This is a genomic window from Agromyces sp. Marseille-Q5079 (assembly GCF_051016555.1).
Classification (GTDB): Bacteria; Actinomycetota; Actinomycetes; order Actinomycetales; family Microbacteriaceae; genus Agromyces.
Window position 1 is genome coordinate 781,266 of the sequence record NZ_JBPEJF010000002.1, and the last position, 14,511, is coordinate 795,776.

Annotated in this window: 16 protein-coding genes and 1 pseudogene; 6 read left to right on the forward strand and 11 right to left on the reverse strand. The window is 70.5% G+C overall.

The window, feature by feature from the left end; all coding sequences use genetic code 11:
* Nucleotide 1: 1 nt before the first annotated feature.
* Nucleotides 2-1,243: an MFS transporter gene (locus ACR3IO_RS07360; protein WP_434070518.1), complete on the reverse strand. Its 1,242-nt coding sequence runs from the start codon at nt 1,241-1,243 to the stop codon at nt 2-4.
* Complete coding sequence (locus ACR3IO_RS07365) at nt 1,240-1,695, reverse strand: MarR family winged helix-turn-helix transcriptional regulator (protein WP_434070519.1); 456 nt, start codon at nt 1,693-1,695, stop codon at nt 1,240-1,242. Before ACR3IO_RS07365 ends, ACR3IO_RS07360 begins: the two co-directional genes overlap by 4 nt.
* Nucleotides 1,696-1,837: 142 nt before the next feature.
* On the opposite strand from ACR3IO_RS07365, the gene ACR3IO_RS07370 reads away from it, so the two are divergent.
* Nucleotides 1,838-2,452 carry a hypothetical protein gene (locus ACR3IO_RS07370; protein WP_434070520.1) on the forward strand — a complete coding sequence of 205 codons (615 nt, stop codon included), beginning with the start codon at nt 1,838-1,840 and terminating at the stop codon, nt 2,450-2,452.
* Between the two features lie 109 nt (nt 2,453-2,561).
* Here ACR3IO_RS07370 and rplL read toward each other — a convergent pair whose 3' ends face one another.
* The 7 genes from rplL to ACR3IO_RS07405 form a co-directional block, all read right to left on the reverse strand.
* The gene (gene rplL / locus ACR3IO_RS07375) at nt 2,562-2,939 is read right to left on the reverse strand and encodes a 50S ribosomal protein L7/L12 (protein WP_434070521.1); all 378 of its coding nucleotides are present in this window, start codon (nt 2,937-2,939) and stop codon (nt 2,562-2,564) included.
* Between the two features lie 49 nt (nt 2,940-2,988).
* Nucleotides 2,989-3,477, reverse strand: a complete 489-nt coding sequence (rplJ, locus tag ACR3IO_RS07380) for a 50S ribosomal protein L10 (RefSeq protein WP_434070522.1) — start codon at nt 3,475-3,477, stop codon at nt 2,989-2,991.
* Nucleotides 3,478-3,753: 276 nt separating this feature from the next.
* The gene (locus ACR3IO_RS07385) at nt 3,754-4,596 is read right to left on the reverse strand and encodes a hypothetical protein (RefSeq protein WP_434070523.1); all 843 of its coding nucleotides are present in this window, start codon (nt 4,594-4,596) and stop codon (nt 3,754-3,756) included.
* Nucleotides 4,593-5,156, reverse strand: coding sequence for a signal peptidase I (locus tag ACR3IO_RS07390; RefSeq protein WP_434070524.1), 564 nt, complete (start codon nt 5,154-5,156; stop codon nt 4,593-4,595). Before ACR3IO_RS07390 ends, ACR3IO_RS07385 begins: the two co-directional genes overlap by 4 nt.
* The gene (locus ACR3IO_RS07395) at nt 5,153-5,752 is read right to left on the reverse strand and encodes a hypothetical protein (RefSeq protein ID WP_434070525.1); all 600 of its coding nucleotides are present in this window, start codon (nt 5,750-5,752) and stop codon (nt 5,153-5,155) included. Before ACR3IO_RS07395 ends, ACR3IO_RS07390 begins: the two co-directional genes overlap by 4 nt.
* Before the next feature lie 61 nt (nt 5,753-5,813).
* Nucleotides 5,814-6,413 (reverse strand): hypothetical protein, encoded by a 600-nt coding sequence (locus ACR3IO_RS07400; protein ID WP_434070526.1) that lies wholly within the window; start codon nt 6,411-6,413, stop codon nt 5,814-5,816.
* A gap of 119 nt (nt 6,414-6,532) precedes the next feature.
* The gene (locus tag ACR3IO_RS07405) at nt 6,533-7,186 is read right to left on the reverse strand and encodes a hypothetical protein (RefSeq protein ID WP_434070527.1); all 654 of its coding nucleotides are present in this window, start codon (nt 7,184-7,186) and stop codon (nt 6,533-6,535) included.
* A gap of 315 nt (nt 7,187-7,501) precedes the next feature.
* Here ACR3IO_RS07405 and ACR3IO_RS07410 point away from each other — a divergent pair, with 315 nt between their 5' ends.
* Nucleotides 7,502-9,151, forward strand: coding sequence for an MDR family MFS transporter (locus tag ACR3IO_RS07410; protein WP_434070582.1), 1,650 nt, complete (start codon nt 7,502-7,504; stop codon nt 9,149-9,151).
* A gap of 1 nt (nt 9,152) precedes the next feature.
* A complete protein-coding gene (locus ACR3IO_RS07415; RefSeq protein WP_434070528.1) occupies nt 9,153-9,605 on the forward strand; it encodes a MarR family winged helix-turn-helix transcriptional regulator in 453 nt (150 codons plus the stop codon).
* Nucleotides 9,606-9,779: 174 nt separating this feature from the next.
* Here ACR3IO_RS07415 and ACR3IO_RS07420 read toward each other — a convergent pair whose 3' ends face one another.
* Nucleotides 9,780-11,345: a sensor histidine kinase gene (locus ACR3IO_RS07420; protein ID WP_434070529.1), complete on the reverse strand. Its 1,566-nt coding sequence runs from the start codon at nt 11,343-11,345 to the stop codon at nt 9,780-9,782.
* A complete protein-coding gene (locus ACR3IO_RS07425; RefSeq protein ID WP_434070530.1) occupies nt 11,342-12,082 on the reverse strand; it encodes a response regulator transcription factor in 741 nt (246 codons plus the stop codon). The genes ACR3IO_RS07420 and ACR3IO_RS07425 overlap by 4 nt, the downstream gene beginning before the upstream one ends.
* 239 nt (nt 12,083-12,321) lie before the next feature.
* On the opposite strand from ACR3IO_RS07425, the pseudogene ACR3IO_RS07430 reads away from it, so the two are divergent.
* From ACR3IO_RS07430 to ACR3IO_RS07440, 3 genes and pseudogenes are all read left to right on the forward strand, one after another.
* Nucleotides 12,322-13,104: pseudogene (locus tag ACR3IO_RS07430) on the forward strand (ABC transporter permease); the annotation flags it as partial.
* Nucleotides 13,105-13,278: 174 nt separating this feature from the next.
* Complete coding sequence (locus ACR3IO_RS07435) at nt 13,279-13,779, forward strand: FtsX-like permease family protein (RefSeq protein ID WP_434070583.1); 501 nt, start codon at nt 13,279-13,281, stop codon at nt 13,777-13,779.
* A gap of 43 nt (nt 13,780-13,822) precedes the next feature.
* The gene (locus tag ACR3IO_RS07440) at nt 13,823-14,491 is read left to right on the forward strand and encodes an ABC transporter ATP-binding protein (protein WP_434070531.1); all 669 of its coding nucleotides are present in this window, start codon (nt 13,823-13,825) and stop codon (nt 14,489-14,491) included.
* The last annotated feature ends 20 nt before the right edge of the window (nt 14,492-14,511 follow it).

The window sequence follows — 14,511 nt, forward strand, 5'->3', positions numbered from 1 at the left end:
GCTACGCCGCGTCGCCCACCGAGATCGCCTCGGCCTCGACGAGCGCGGGCTCGGACTCCGGCCGGTCGACCCGCCGGAGCGCGCGATGCCCGATCACGACGATGAGCGTCGCGACGAGCACGGAACCCGCCGCCGCGTAGTACGGAGCCTGCGGCGAGATGAGCCGCGCGAGCTCCGCTGCGGCGGGCGGCGCCATCGCCCCGCCGAGGAACCGCACGGCCGAGTACGCGCTCGACGCCACCGAGCGTTGCAGGTCGGTCGCCTCCATGACGCACTCGGTGAGCACGGTGTTCAGCACGCCGAGCACGAGTCCGCCCACGATGATCCAGACCACGAGCCAGGCCTGCGACTCGATCGAGAGCCCGGCGGCGACGAGCACGACCGCGAGGAGCGGCAGTGCGATGCGCAGCACGAGCGTGCGCGGCATCCGTGCGGTGAGCAGCGGCGCGACGAAGACCGAGGTGATCGCGAGCGCGACCCCCCACCCGAAGAACGTGAAGCCGAGGCCGAGGGCGTCGAATCCGAGCGGGAACGGCGAGTAGGCGAGCAGCACGAAGAAGCCGATGTTGTAGAACAGCGCCGTGGCGGCGAGCACGGCGAGGGCCGGCTGGCCGAGCGCGCGGATCGGCGCCGAGAGCCGCGTCGGTTCTGGTCGCGGGTCGTCGGGCGCGCCCTTCAGCAGCACCACGATGGCGATGAAGCCGACGGCCATGAGCACGGCGGTGCCGAAGAACGGGCCCCGCCAGCTGAGATTGCCGAGCAGTCCGCCGAGGAGCGGGCCGATCGCGATGCCGAGTCCGAGGGCGGCCTCGTAGAGGATGATGGCCGCGCCCGAGCCGCCCGAGGCGGCGCCGACGATGGTCGCGAGCGCGGTCGAGATGAAGAGGGCGTTGCCGAGGCCCCAGCCCGCACGGAAGCCGATGATCGACTCGACGTTCTGCGAGAGGCCCGCCGCCGCCGCGAACACGACGATGATGCCGAGTCCGATGAGCAGGGTCTTCTTCGCCCCGATGCGGCTCGAGATGTAGCTGGTGCCGAGCATCGCGACGCCGGTCACGAGCAGGTAGCTCGTGAACAGCATCTCGGTCTCGGTGGGCGTGGCCTCCAGGCCCTCGGCGATGGCCGGGAGGATCGGGTCGACGAGCCCGATGCCCATGAACGCGATCACGCTCGCGAACGCGACGGCCCAGACCGCCTTCGGCTGCTTCAGGATCGACCCGGATGCGCCGTGCCCGGCGCTCACGCGACCTCTCCGGCCTGCATCGCGGCACGGGCGCGCTCGAGCCGCGTTCGCACGATCTCGACGGATGCCGCGAGCGTGGCGATCTCGTCGTCGGTGAGGTCGTCGAACGTGGGCTCGAGCACCGAGGCGATCTCGTCGCGCCACGCGGTTAGCGCGGCGACGCCGCTCGCGTCTGCCGAGATGAGCCAGGCCCGGGCGTCGCCCGCGTCGGCGATGCGCCGGATCCACCCGCGCTCGTCGAGCGTGTGCACGAGCTTGGTCATCGTCGGCTGGCTCACGCGGCTGGCGCGGGCGAGCTCGCCGAGGCGCACCGGACCGAGGTCGCGGAGCACCGCGAGGGTGCGCCAGATGGCGGGAGACTCGGTGTTGCCGCTGGCGGATGCCGCGAGGCGGGTGAGTCGGCTGTTCACCGCGACGAGGTCGCCGAGCACGGTGCGGAGGTCTTGTGGCATGCCTCCAGTATACATAGCTTGGCTATGCAATTTCCTTGGTCACCAACGACACCGACCGCCGCGGCACTGGCGGCCCCGGCCGCCGAGTCGTAGGATCCGGATCGGCGGCCCCCTGTCGCATGCCCCGATGAAGGAGCACACCATGACCACCGAGCATGCCGCCACCGTTCCGATCTCATCGGCCGACGGCATCACCCTCCAGCGGCTCGCACGGGCCGGCGGGTACGACGGCCCGAACGACGGCGCTCCGGGGCCGAACACCTGGAGGGGCCTCCAGCAGGCCGCCAAGGGCTACGGCTACACCGGCACCGTCGACGGCCTGCCGGGACCCGGCACGTTCCGCGCCCTCCAACGACTGGCCGCCCTCGGCGGCTACACCGGCCCCGTCGACGGCGTCATGGGGACCGCCTCGTGGAGGGGCGTGCAGACCGTCCTCGAGGGCTTCGGCTACGCCGGTCCGATCGACGGCGCACCGGGACCGGACACGAACCGGGCGTTCCAGGTGCTGGCCCGCATCGGCGGCTACTTCGGCCCCTACGACGGCGTCCTCGGGCCGAACTCCTGGAAGGGCGTGCAGACCGTGCTCACGGGCGCCGGGTACACCGGCCCCATCGACGGCATCGAAGGCCCGAACACGTGGAAAACGCTGCAGCGCATCGCGGTCCGCGGCGGATACACGGGGCCGATCGACGGCGTCGCCGGCCCGAACACCTACGCCGGGCTGGCCGCCCTCCTCCTGCGGAGCGAGCACGACTGAGCTCCGCGAACGACGGATGCCCCGTGGCTCATGACGAGCCACGGGGCATCCGTTTTCGTTCAGGTGACGCAGGTCACCTCAAGCTGCGACCCTCTCGCGAGGGCGGCGACTACTTGAGGGTGACGGTCGCGCCGGCTTCCTCGAGGGCAGCCTTCGCCTTCTCGGCGGTCTCCTTGTTCGCGCCCTCGAGCACGGCCTTGGGAGCACCGTCGACGACGGCCTTGGCCTCGCCGAGGCCGAGCGAGGTGAGCTCGCGGACGGTCTTGATGACCTGGATCTTCTTGTCGCCGGCAGCCTCGAGGATGACGTCGAAGGAATCCTTCTCCTCAACCTCTTCGACAGCAGCGCCAGCGCCACCGGCGGCGGCGACGGGAGCGGCCGCGGTGACCTCGAACTTCTCCTCGAACGCCTTCACGAACTCGCTGAGCTCGACAAGCGTCAGACCGGCAAACTGCTCGAGCAGCTCTTCAGTGGTGAGCTTCGCCATGATGTATCTCCTAGATATTTTGTGGTTGTAGAACGAGAACGTCGGGCGCTTACGCGGCCTCGGCGGTCTCCAGCTTTTCGCGAAGCGCGTCGATGGTGGCGGCAGCCTTGCCCATCGTCGCCTTCATCATTCCCGCTGCCTTCGCCAGCAGAACCTCACGGCTCTCGAGCGAGGCGTACTTGTTGACCTCGTCGGCGTCGAGGGACTTGCCCTCGAAGACGCCGCCCTTGATCACAAGATTCGGGTTTGCCTTGGCGAAGTCACGAACGGCCTTGGCGGTGGCGACGAAGTCACCGTGCACGAAGGCGACGGCGGACGGACCGTTGAGGTCGTCGTCCAGCGTCGAGATACCCGCGTTGTTCGCGGCGATCTTGGTCAGCGTGTTCTTCACCACGGCGTAGGACGCGTCCTGACGGATGTTGTTGCGCAGCTGCTTGAGCTGGGCAACCGTCAGGCCGCGGTATTCGGTCAGCAGAACGGCGGTCGAGCTCTCGAACAGGTTCGTGAGTTCGGCAACCGAGGCTTCCTTGTTCGCCATGGCCACTCCTTGTGTACTCAACGTGCATCGCGGTGGCGGTGCACGGCTTCGGATCGCAGCTGGCGAGGTGATGCGGACAGCAAAAAGGCTCCGGCGCAGTTGCGCGGAGCCTGGCCCGATTCTCATCGGAAAGTCTTCGTCACACCTGCGCGGGCCCTTGCTTTCGCAAGACTTCGGTCGGCACATCTTTCGATGCGCACGACAACCAGCGGTCTTCGGCTTCGGAACACACTACCGGATGCCGCGGGCACGGCCAAATCGAGGCCAGCGGGCGCTCTACAGCGGGAGCGGCGTCACCGGCGCCTGCAGGCACACCGCACGAACGAGATCGCGGTCGCCCCATGGCGCGGCGATCATGCGCGACGAGTCGTCGCCGATGACGTCGTAGATGTACGGCTCGTCGCTGACGGGCGTCGCCACGGCCTGAGACGTGGTGAGAGTGGTCCGTCCGGCGAGTTCGGCCTCGGTGTAGAAGTCGAGCATGTCGACCCGAGTGCTCCAGACGATCGCCCATGGGAAGGTCGTCGCCACGTGGATCGAGACGCACGACTCGATCCCGAGGGGGTCCCTGAACACCTCGACCTCGTAAAGGGAGGGATCGTCGGGAAGTTGCGGTCCGCTGTCGATGGAGCAGTATCCGAGACCCGACTTGGTGTCGCCTGGCGCGAGCACAGCCGTGTCATTCGCGGTTCCCCCGATGCGCCAGACGCCGGTCGCCGCGTCGAACGAGATCGTCGCGATGCGGGACAGGCCGAAGGCGCCCGGCACCGTGGGGTCGTACCCCCACAACGGAGGCAGGTCGACGTCGAACTCGACCCACCACTCGAGCGGCGTCGCGGTCGTGTTCGTCACGGACATCTGCATGATGCAGATGTCCGCATCGTTCGGCGACTGGCTGGGTTCGGAGAGCGAGAACTCGAGCCCCGGGGACATCGCGATCGGGTCGTGCGAGGTGTCGGCCACTGCAGGGAACGAGGCGAGCGACGTCGCATCGGCGTGGAACCGCGTCTCGTCGACCCAGGCCGCGGTGGTCTCCGCGACCGTCCCGGCCCCGCCGATCATCAGCGCAGCCGCGGCGAGCGTGGCGACCGCCCGCCACACGCGCGACCGGGCGGTCACGTGCCGCCGCCGGCGACCGGCGCGGCCGCCTCGGCGGATGCCGCGGCATCCGCCTCGTCCTCGTCATCCCGGCGCCCCGACGGCAGCATCGCGAGCCCCACGAGGGCGGCGATGGCGATCAGCAGCGGGATCGCCACGGGCGGACGGCTGATCGTCTCGACGACGTATCCGCCCCCGGCGACGACGAACAGCGGGGTGGGCACGCTGGTGCCGGCAGGGACCCGGTACGCCTCGCCGTCCGCGGAGTCGTTCGCGTCGCCCTTCATCACGACCGCGAAGCCGCCGTGGGCGGGTTCGATCGCCACGACCCGGTGCGTCACGAGCTTCTGCGTGTGCGTGCTCATCAGGGTGATCACGTCGCCCGGGGCGACCTCCTCGATGGCCCGTGGCACGCCCACGATGAGGTCGCCCGTGCGGATGCCCGGCTGCATCGACCCCGAGACCACGATGAGCGGATGCAGCAGCCCGGCCGCGCTCGCCCCCCACATCAGGCCCGACAGCACGCCGACCCCCGCCAGGATCCAGAGCGCGGCGCTCCCGATGCCGCGCAGCACCCTCATGAGCGACGCTCCGGTCGTCGCGCACGCGACCGGCTCGCGGCGACGCCGGCCAGCAGGGCGCCGGTGGCCAGCAGCGCGGTTCCCCACACGAGCGCGACGAGGGACGCGCCGGTGGTGGGGAGCCCGCCGTCGCCGCCGCCGTCGCCGGGCACGCCTCCGGGCGCGGCGTCGTCGGCGACGAAGGTGAGCCGTCCGAGCGCCGTTCCGTCCACCCCGCGCGGCGCGTCCGCGTCGACGCCGACCGTGACCGACACCTCGATGACGCCCGCAGGCATGGGCGTCTCCGCGAAGGTCGAGAGGGCGGTGCACGCACCTCCCCTGCAGACCGTCACATCGAGGGAGCCGTCGGCGAGCAGCCCGGTGCGCTCCACCCACTCGATCGACGTGAGGGTCGCGTCGCGTTCCAGCGTGGCCTCCGCGGCTTGCGTGCGGAGCTCACCGGGCACGAGGTCCTCGAAGACGAGCGTGAACTCGACCGACTCGGCCGCACGCGAGGGACCGGCCGCTCCGACGGCGAGCAGGAGCGACCCGGCGAGCACGGCGATCATCGCGGCGGCCCAGGTGAGGGCGCCGCGGTGCGCGCGGATGCTCGTCATGCGATCTCGTCTCAGCCGGCCGCGACATCCAAGCTCGAATGATGCGGCGAGGAGTCTCCTCTTACGGGGCGACCGTGGAACCGATGAACTGCAGTGGCACGGCGGGCGAGGTCACGTTCTGCATCAGGTCGTCATCGGGCGAGACCCAGTCGGGCGTCTGCACCACGACCCACAGGCCGAGCGTCGAGTTCGCCGGGATGACCGTCGTCGCGTACGCGGCCGTACCGGCTTCGTCGGTGAAGACGCCGATCGCCGCGGGCGACGATGGGGCGGTCACCAAGGGGTCGAAGAGCGGGTTGCCGGTCAGGTTGAGGGTGGCCAGCTCCACGCTCAGGTCGACGTCCGAGTCGTTCCAGAGCCAGATCTGCACCGCGCGCGTCTCCTCGGGCACGAGGTCGGCGAAGGACGCGGCCGGGATCACGACCGCGGTGCCCAGCTCGTCTGCCTCTTCCCAGGCCGCGTCGCCCGGGGCCGGCGCGGTGTCCCCGACCGCCCCGTACAGTTCGATGGCCGAGGTGTTCGCCGTGGCGCTGAACCAGACGTTATCCGTCCAGGCCGCGGTGGTGATCGCAGCACCGACGCCGAGGACGGCGACGGCCGCGAGTGAGATTCCGGTGATGAGCCGACGCTTGCGCGCCTGCTCGGGAGTACGCGTTGACATGGCATTTCCCTTCGTCTCCGACCGTTCGGCCGAGGTTCGCGGCCTCCGCCCGGCTGGGCGGCCGCCTGTGGTTGTTCAGTTGTGATCGAGCGGATGCCGCGGCATCCGGAGTCCGTCGGTCAGTCGACCGTCACCCCTTCGGTGGTCGCCTCGAAGACGAGGTCGAGTCGCCCGGAGCGGCCGGCGTTCTGCTGGGGCCAGTCCTCGGGCGTGGTCACGGTGATCGTGACGGTGAGCCAGTCGCCGCCGCGGAGCACCCACCCGTCGACCGAGGGGACCGCCGTGCCGTTCCGGTCGATCGCCGAGACGGCGACGGCGGGCGGGTCGGGGAACAGGTTGGCGCCCGACCAGGACACGTCGGATGCATCGGCCGTGTCGAACAGCAGGCCGAGCGGCAGCGAGCCCTGGTTGCGGAGCCAGACCGTCGCGCTCCGCGTCTGGCCGGGACCCAGGTTCTGGAAGTCGATGGCGGGCGGCACGAAGCGCACCACCTCCCCGCTGTTCGCGGGATCCGGTCCGGGGAACTCCTGCCAGTCGACCTCGTCGGGCACGGCGCCGGTCTCCGCGCCGCCCAGGAACTCGACGCCGCCCTGCAGGTTGATCGTGCCGGAGGAGACCGTCGTGGTGAACGTCGTGCTGTCGGTCCAGGCCGCCATGGTGATCGCGGCCCCGGCGCCGGTGACGGCGAGGGCGGCGAGAGCGAGCCGGAGGAGGTTCAGGGAGCGCGCGCCGCGCGATCGACCGCCGTGACGGGTCGACCCACCTCGCGCCATCTTGCCCCCCAGCTCGACTGGCTGAAAGCCTACTGGCCGCGCCCCGCAGGCACTAGGCCTCACCCGCGGAGCGCCGGCGCGCGGCATCCGGGATCGAATTCGCGGAACGCGGGAATAGTTGACCGATGTCCAAAGTTGACTCAATGCAACCAAAAATATATAGTTGTTGAATATCAACTTTGTGAAACGCGCAAGACGTAAGGAAACACCGTGACTTCAGTGGCAGACAAGCCCGCGACCGGGGCCGTACCGGTCGCACCGGCGCAACGCACCCCGCGCGAGGTGATCATCGCGATCTCCGGTCTCGTCGTGGCGATGTTCGTCGCCGTCATCTCCGGCACGGTCGTCTCGACCTCGATGCCGCTCATCATCGCCGACCTCGGCGGCGACCAGACCGCCTACACCTGGGTCATCACCGCGAGCCTGCTCGCGATGGCCGTCTCCACCCCGATCTGGGGCAAGCTCGCCGACCTGGTGAACCGCAAGGCGCTGCTCATGGCGGCGATCGGCCTGTTCGTCGTCGGCACGGCGATCGCGGGCTTCGCCCAGGACACCACGACCCTTATCGCCGTGCGCGTGATCCAGGGCCTCGGCGCGGGCGGCCTCATGTCGCTCGTCATGATCCTCATCGCCGTCATCATCTCGCCGCGCGAGCGCGGCAAGTACATGGGCTTCGTCGGCGGCATCATGGCCGTCGCGACCATCGGCGGCCCGCTGCTCGGCGGCGTCATCACCGACGCCTGGGGCTGGCGCGCGAACTTCTTCCTGCCGGTGCCGCTCGCGATCATCGCGCTCATCGTCATCTCGCGCACGCTGCACCTGCCGCCCATGCCGAAGCGCGCCGTGAAGATCGACTACATCGGCATCGTGCTGCTCGCCGTCGGCGTCTCGCTGCTGCTCGTCTGGGTGTCGCTCGGCGGCAGCGAGTTCGAGTGGGACTCGATGACCAGCTACGTGATGATCGGCGTCTCGGCGCTCGCGATCATCGGCTTCATCATCACCGAGTTCTTCGTGCCCGAGCCCATCGTTCCGATGACGCTCTTCAAGAACCGCACCTTCACGCTCGCCGTGATCGCCTCGGTCGCCATCGGCGTCTCGATGTTCGCCACCAGCGTCTTCCTCGCCCAGTACTTCCAGCTGGCGCGTGGCGCGACCCCCACCGAGTCGGGCCTCATGACGATCCCGATGATCGTCGGCCAGATGGGCGCCTCGATCCTCATCGGCGCACTCATCAGCAAGTTCGGCAAGTGGAAGATCTTCATGCTCCTCGGGTCGGTGCTCGTCGTCGCCGGCAGCTACCTCATGACGACGCTCAGCTACGACACCGACTACCTCCAGGTCAGCGTCTACATGGTCGTGCTCGGCGCCGGCCTCGGCATGGTCATGCAGAACCTCACGCTCGTCGTGCAGAACGACACCCCCGCCTCGCAGCTGGGTGCCGCGAGCTCCAACGTGAACTTCTTCCGCACGATCGCGGGCACCATCGGCGTCACGATCATGGGCTCGCTGCTGGCCACGCAGGTCACGACGCACATCACGTCGGGCCTGAAGAGCTACACCCCCACCTCGCCTGAGGACGTCGAGGCGCTGAAGGGCCTCGCCGGCGGCGGCATCCCCCACGTCTCCGAACTGCCCGACGGCATCCGCGTCATCATCGAGAACGCCTACGGCAACGGCATCGCCGACGTGTTCTGGGTCGCCGTGCCGCTCGCGGTGCTGAGCGTGCTCGCCATCGCCTTCCTGCCGAACAAGGCGCTCTCGACGAAGACCTCGGCCGAGCAGCTGAAGGAGGAGTTCGAGCAGGTCGCGATCGACCTGGCCGAAGCCGAGATCGGCGCTCCCGTCACGTCGTCCATCGCGATGATCGAGGAGGATGCCGCGGCGGAGGGCACGGCGAAGACCGCCACGCGCACGCGCGGCGCCGACGACGAGCGCACCGCTCCGGCCACGGGCGGCGACCGCTAACATGACGATCGTGACCGAGGCATCCCCAGCCGTCGACGAGGCCATCGCCGACGTCGAAGAGCAGATGAGCATGCTCTTCAACCGGGCCCGCCTCATCTGGAAGGAGGCGGCGCAGAAGGTCCACCCCGACCTGCAGCCCGCCGGCTACAAGCTGCTCTCGGCGATCGTGCGCCTGCGCACCGCGAATGCGCACGTGCTGGCCGACATGTTCGAGATGGACAAGTCCGTGGTCAGCCGCCAGGTCCGCGTGCTCGAGGAGTTCGGCCTCGTCGAGACTCGTGCCGACGAGAAGGACGGGCGCGTGCGCGTGCTCGTCGCCACGCCGCTGGCCGAATCGCGCGTCCGCGAGGTGCGCGAGGGCAACCAGCAGCGCCTGCGCGACGTGCTGCTCGATCACCCCGAGGCCGAGCTGCGCAGCTTCGCCACGCTGCTGCGCCGCATCGCCGAGGCCTGAGCCCCGGTCACCCGTCACGTCACGAAGGCCCGCACCCCACAGGGTGCGGGCCTTCGTGCGTGCAGCGCACATGGGCGGCCGTGGATCCGACGAGAGTCCATGCCCCTCGACCGAGTACGGCCCAGGTGGCCGGGGTCGGGGCGGACGCGGACGCGACCGGGAGCGGGAGCGGGATCAGTTCACGGGCGCGGCCGGCAGCCGCACGGTGAACACGGTCGCGCCGGGCTCGCTCGCCACGTCGACCTCGCCGTGGTGCGCCTCGACGACGGCCCGCACGATCGCGAGCCCGAGTCCGGTGCTGCCGGCGCGGCGCGAACGCGAGGAGTCGCCGCGGGCGAAGCGCTCGAACAGGGAGCCGACGAGCTCGGGCGGGATGCCGGGACCGTCGTCGGCGACGCGCAGCACGACCTCGTCGCCGTCGCGCTCGAGCGACGCGACCACGTGCGTGCCCTCGGGCGTGTGCACCCGGGCGTTCGCGAGCAGGTTGGTCACGACCTGGCGCAGGCGCGGCTCGTCGCCGACGACGTCGGTCGCGGCATCCGTCACCCGCACCTCCCAGTCGTGACCGGGACCGGCGGCCTGGGCGTCGCCGACCGCCTCGCCGAGCATGCGCTCGAGGTCGACGGGCAGGGCCGCGAGCTCGCGACCCTCGTCGAGGCGGGCGAGCAGCAGCAGGTCTTCGACGAGCTCGGTCATGCGCACGGACTCGGACTCGATGCGCGAGATCGCGTGCGTCACGTCGGGCGGGAGGTCGCCGCCGTGCAGTCGCGTGAGCTCGGCGTACCCGCGGATCGACGCCAACGGCGTGCGGAGCTCGTGGCTCGCGTCCGCGACGAACCGGCGGACCTTGCGCTCGCTGTGCTCGCGCGCCGTCAGGGCGGATGCCACGTGCCCGAGCATGCGGTTGAACGCCGTGCCCAGCCGGCCGACCTCGGTGCGCTCGTCGTCGACGGGCACGCGTTCGGCGAGCGCCACGTCGCCGCGCTCGAGGGGCAGCTCGGAGACGCGCTGCGCGGTCTCGGTGACGCTCGCGAGCGGCCTGAGCGCGCGGCGCACGACGACCGATCCGACGAAGAGCGCGACCACGAGGCCGAGCACGGCGACGATCGAGATCGTGATCGCCAGTTGGGCGGTGGTCGCGGTCACCTCGGCGAGCGGCAGCGCGAGCACGACCTTCAGGCCGTTCCACTCCGGCAGCTCGACCGCCTGCGCCCGGTACTCGCCGAGCCGGTCGATCGAGATCGAGTGGGGCTCGCCGTCGGCCGGAACCTCGGTGAGGGGCTGCGCGAGGTCGACCGGCAGGTCGAGCACGCGGCCGCGATCGGTGATGTACCCGGCCGTCGGCGTGCCGTCCTCGGGCACGAGCGCGGCGAGGGTTCCCGCCTGCTGGCCGGGGATGTCGAGCAGGACGCTGGGACCCTCGTTCGGGTCGCCGGGGAAACCCGGACCCGAGGCGCGGAGGTTCGTGCGCGAGATCGCGTCGTCGAGGTTGCCGTCGAGGCGGTCCATCGAGGCGCTGTGGAAGACGGCGACGGTCACCAGGCCGACGGTCGCGCTGACCGCGACGAGCAGGGCCGCGACGATGACGAGCAGGCGACGGTGCAGTGTCCACGGCCGGCGCCGGCGACGACCCGGATGCTCGGACGGATCGGCGTCGGGTTCGACGGCAGCGCCCGCGCCGGTGTGCACGGCGTCGGCTCGCGCGGCGGCGGCGTGACCGGGATCGCCCGGCTTCGTCATCCGGCGGCCTTGATCATGTAGCCGGCGCCGCGCACGGTGTGGATCATCGGCTCGCGCCCGGCGTCGATCTTCTTGCGCAGGTAGGAGATGTAGAGCTCGACGACCGACTCCTTGCCGCCGAAGTCGTAGGACCAGACGCGGTCGAGGATCTGCGCCTTGCTGAGCACGCGGCGCGGGTTGCGCATGAGGTAGCGCAGCAGCTCGAACTCGGTCGCGGTCAACTCGATGGGCGTGCCGGCGCGCTCGACCTCGTAGGAGTCCTCGTCGAGGGTGAGGTCGCCGACGGCGAGCACCGGGTCCTTCGCGTTCGCCAGGGTGATCGACGAGCGGCGGATGAGGCCGCGCAGCCGCGCGACGACCTCCTCGAGGCTGAACGGCTTGGTGACGTAGTCGTCGCCGCCCGCGGTGAGCCCGGCGATGCGGTCGTCGAGCGAGTCCTTCGCGGTGAGGAAGAGCACGGGCGTCTCGGTGCCGTCGGCGCGCACGCGCTGCAGCACCTCGAGGCCGTCGATGTCGGGGAGCATGATGTCGAGCACGATCGCGTCGGGCCGGAACTCGCGCGCCACCTTCACGGCGCTGACGCCGTCGGCGGCGGTGCGCACGTCCCATCCCTCGTAGCGCAGGGCCATCTTCAGGAGGTCGGTGAGCGAGTGCTCGTCGTCGACCACGAGCACGCGGACCATGGAGCCGTCGCCCTTGGCGATCTGCGGGGAACGGTGCGGAGTGGCGGTCGTCATGTCTCCAGTATCCCCGCCGCGCTATGCGTTTCCTATGGACTTCTTGAGCGGATGCCGCGTGCCCGGTGCGGGCCGACGACATAGCCACGCATGGGCCGGGCCATAGGGACCGCATAGGCCTCGTGCCTAGCGTCGAGCCGATCGAACCCACCGAACCCCCGAGGAAGCCCATGTTCTTCACGTATCTCCGGCGCGAACTCGCCGGCCGCCGCAGACAGACGGCGATCATCGCCATCGGGATGGCGTTGGCGATCGCCCTCGTCATCATCGTCAACTCCGTCGCATCGGGGGTGAAGGCCGCGCAGGCCGACGTGCTCGAGTCCGTCTACGGCGTGGGCACGGACATCACCGTGACCCAGTCACCCACCCCGCCCGAGGACGGCGACGCCGCCGGCGGCGGACCGCGCTTCGAGTTCGACTCGGGGGCCGGCACGACGACCGACGGCACGACCGAGCTCAGCCAGTCGCGCCTGATGGCCGGCTTCGGCGCGAGCACGTTCGACCAGGGCGCCCTCGACACCGTGCTGGGCGTGGACAACGTGGCCGCGGCATCCGCGACCCTGTCGCTGACGAACACGACGTTCAACGGCGAGATGCCGGACTTCAGCCAGCAGCAGCCGACCGACGGCCAGGCCGACGGCGGCACCGACCAGCAGGCCGGTGGCACGCCCCCGCAGGGCGGCCCCGACGGCGCCGGCGGCAGCGCGTTCGACGTCGACTCGTTCAGCGTGCTCGGCCTCGACCCCTCAGCCGACGCGATCGGCCCGCTCTCGGCCGTGACCCTCTCGGAGGGCCGTACGCTCGACGCCGACGACGCTGGCGCGGACGTCGCCGTGCTCGACGCCGACTACGCCACGAGCGCCGAGCTCGCGGTGGGCGACACCATCGACATCGGCGGCACCGACTTCGAGATCGTCGGCACGGTCACCTCGAACGCCGCCGACTCGGCGAGCGCGTCGAACGTGTACATCCCCCTCGACGTGGCCCAGGCTCTCTCGGGCGAGGACGGCATGATCTCGAACATCTACGTGCAGGCCGCCTCGTCGACCGACATCGCCCAGGTGCAGGCCGACATCGAGACCGCCCTGCCCGACGCGACCGTGTCGACGCAGGAGGACCTCGCGTCGAGCGTGTCCGGCTCGCTCAGCACCGCGTCCGACCTCGTGTCGAACCTGGGCCTCTGGCTCTCGCTCGCGGTGCTCGTCGCCGCGTTCCTCATCGCGATCCTCTTCACCATCTCGGGCGTCACGCGACGCACCCGCGAGTTCGGCACCCTGAAGGCGATCGGCTGGGCGAACCGCCGCATCGTCGGACAGGTCGCGGGCGAGTCGCTCGTGACGGGCCTCATCGGCGGCGCACTGGGCATCGCGATCGGCCTCATCGGCATCGTCGTGATCAACGTCATCGCGCCGACCCTGTCGGGCAGCGCCTCCAGCGGCGGCTTCGACATGGCCGGGGGCGCGGCCGGCGGAGGTGCCTCCGGCGGCGATGCGGCGGGCGGCGGGCGGTCCTTCGGCGGCCCCATGGCGCAGACGGCCGCGGCCACCACCGAGGTCGCCCTGCAGGCCCCGATCACCGTGTCGGTCATCGCGATCGCCGTGGGCATCGCGATCCTCGGCGGGCTGCTCGCCGGCGCGATCGGCGGATGGCGCGCCTCACGACTGCGCCCCGCAGAGGCCCTGCGGAGCGTCGGCTGACCGGCCCCGCGACATCCGACCACGCTTCGAGACCGAGGACACCATGTACACACTCACGAAACTCACGAAGACCTACCAGCAGGGCAACCGCACGGTGCACGCCCTGAAGAACGTCGACCTGCGGATCGGGGCCGGCCAGCACGTGGCCATCCAGGGCCCGACGGGCGGCGGCAAGTCGACCCTGCTGCAGATGCTCGGCGGGCTCGACCGGCCGACCTCCGGCTCGATCACCATCGGCGAGGAGGACATCTCGAAGATGCCCGACGGCAAACTGGCGAAGATCCGCGCCAAGGAGATCGGCTTCGTCTTCCAGGGCTTCAACCTCATCCCGACGCTCACCGCGCAGGAGAACGTCGAGACCGCGCTCGAGCCGCTCGGCATCTCCGGCGAGCTCCGTGCGAAGCGGGCCACCGAGGCGCTCGCCTCCGTCGGCCTCGCCGACCGGGCCGGGCACCTGCCGAGCGAGCTCTCGGGCGGTCAGCAGCAGCGCGTCGCGATCGCCCGCGCGCTCGTGAAGGAGCCCGACGTGCTCCTCGCCGACGAGCCGACCGGCGCCCTCGACGAGGAGACCCGCGACGAGATCCTCGACATCCTCGAGGGCCTCTGGCGCGACCGCGGGCTCACGCTCATCGTCGTGACGCACGACTCGGCGGTCGCCCGTCGCGCCGAGCGGCGCCTGCACATCAAGGCGGGCACGGTCACCGAGCGCTGACCCGCTGCCACCCGAGCGGA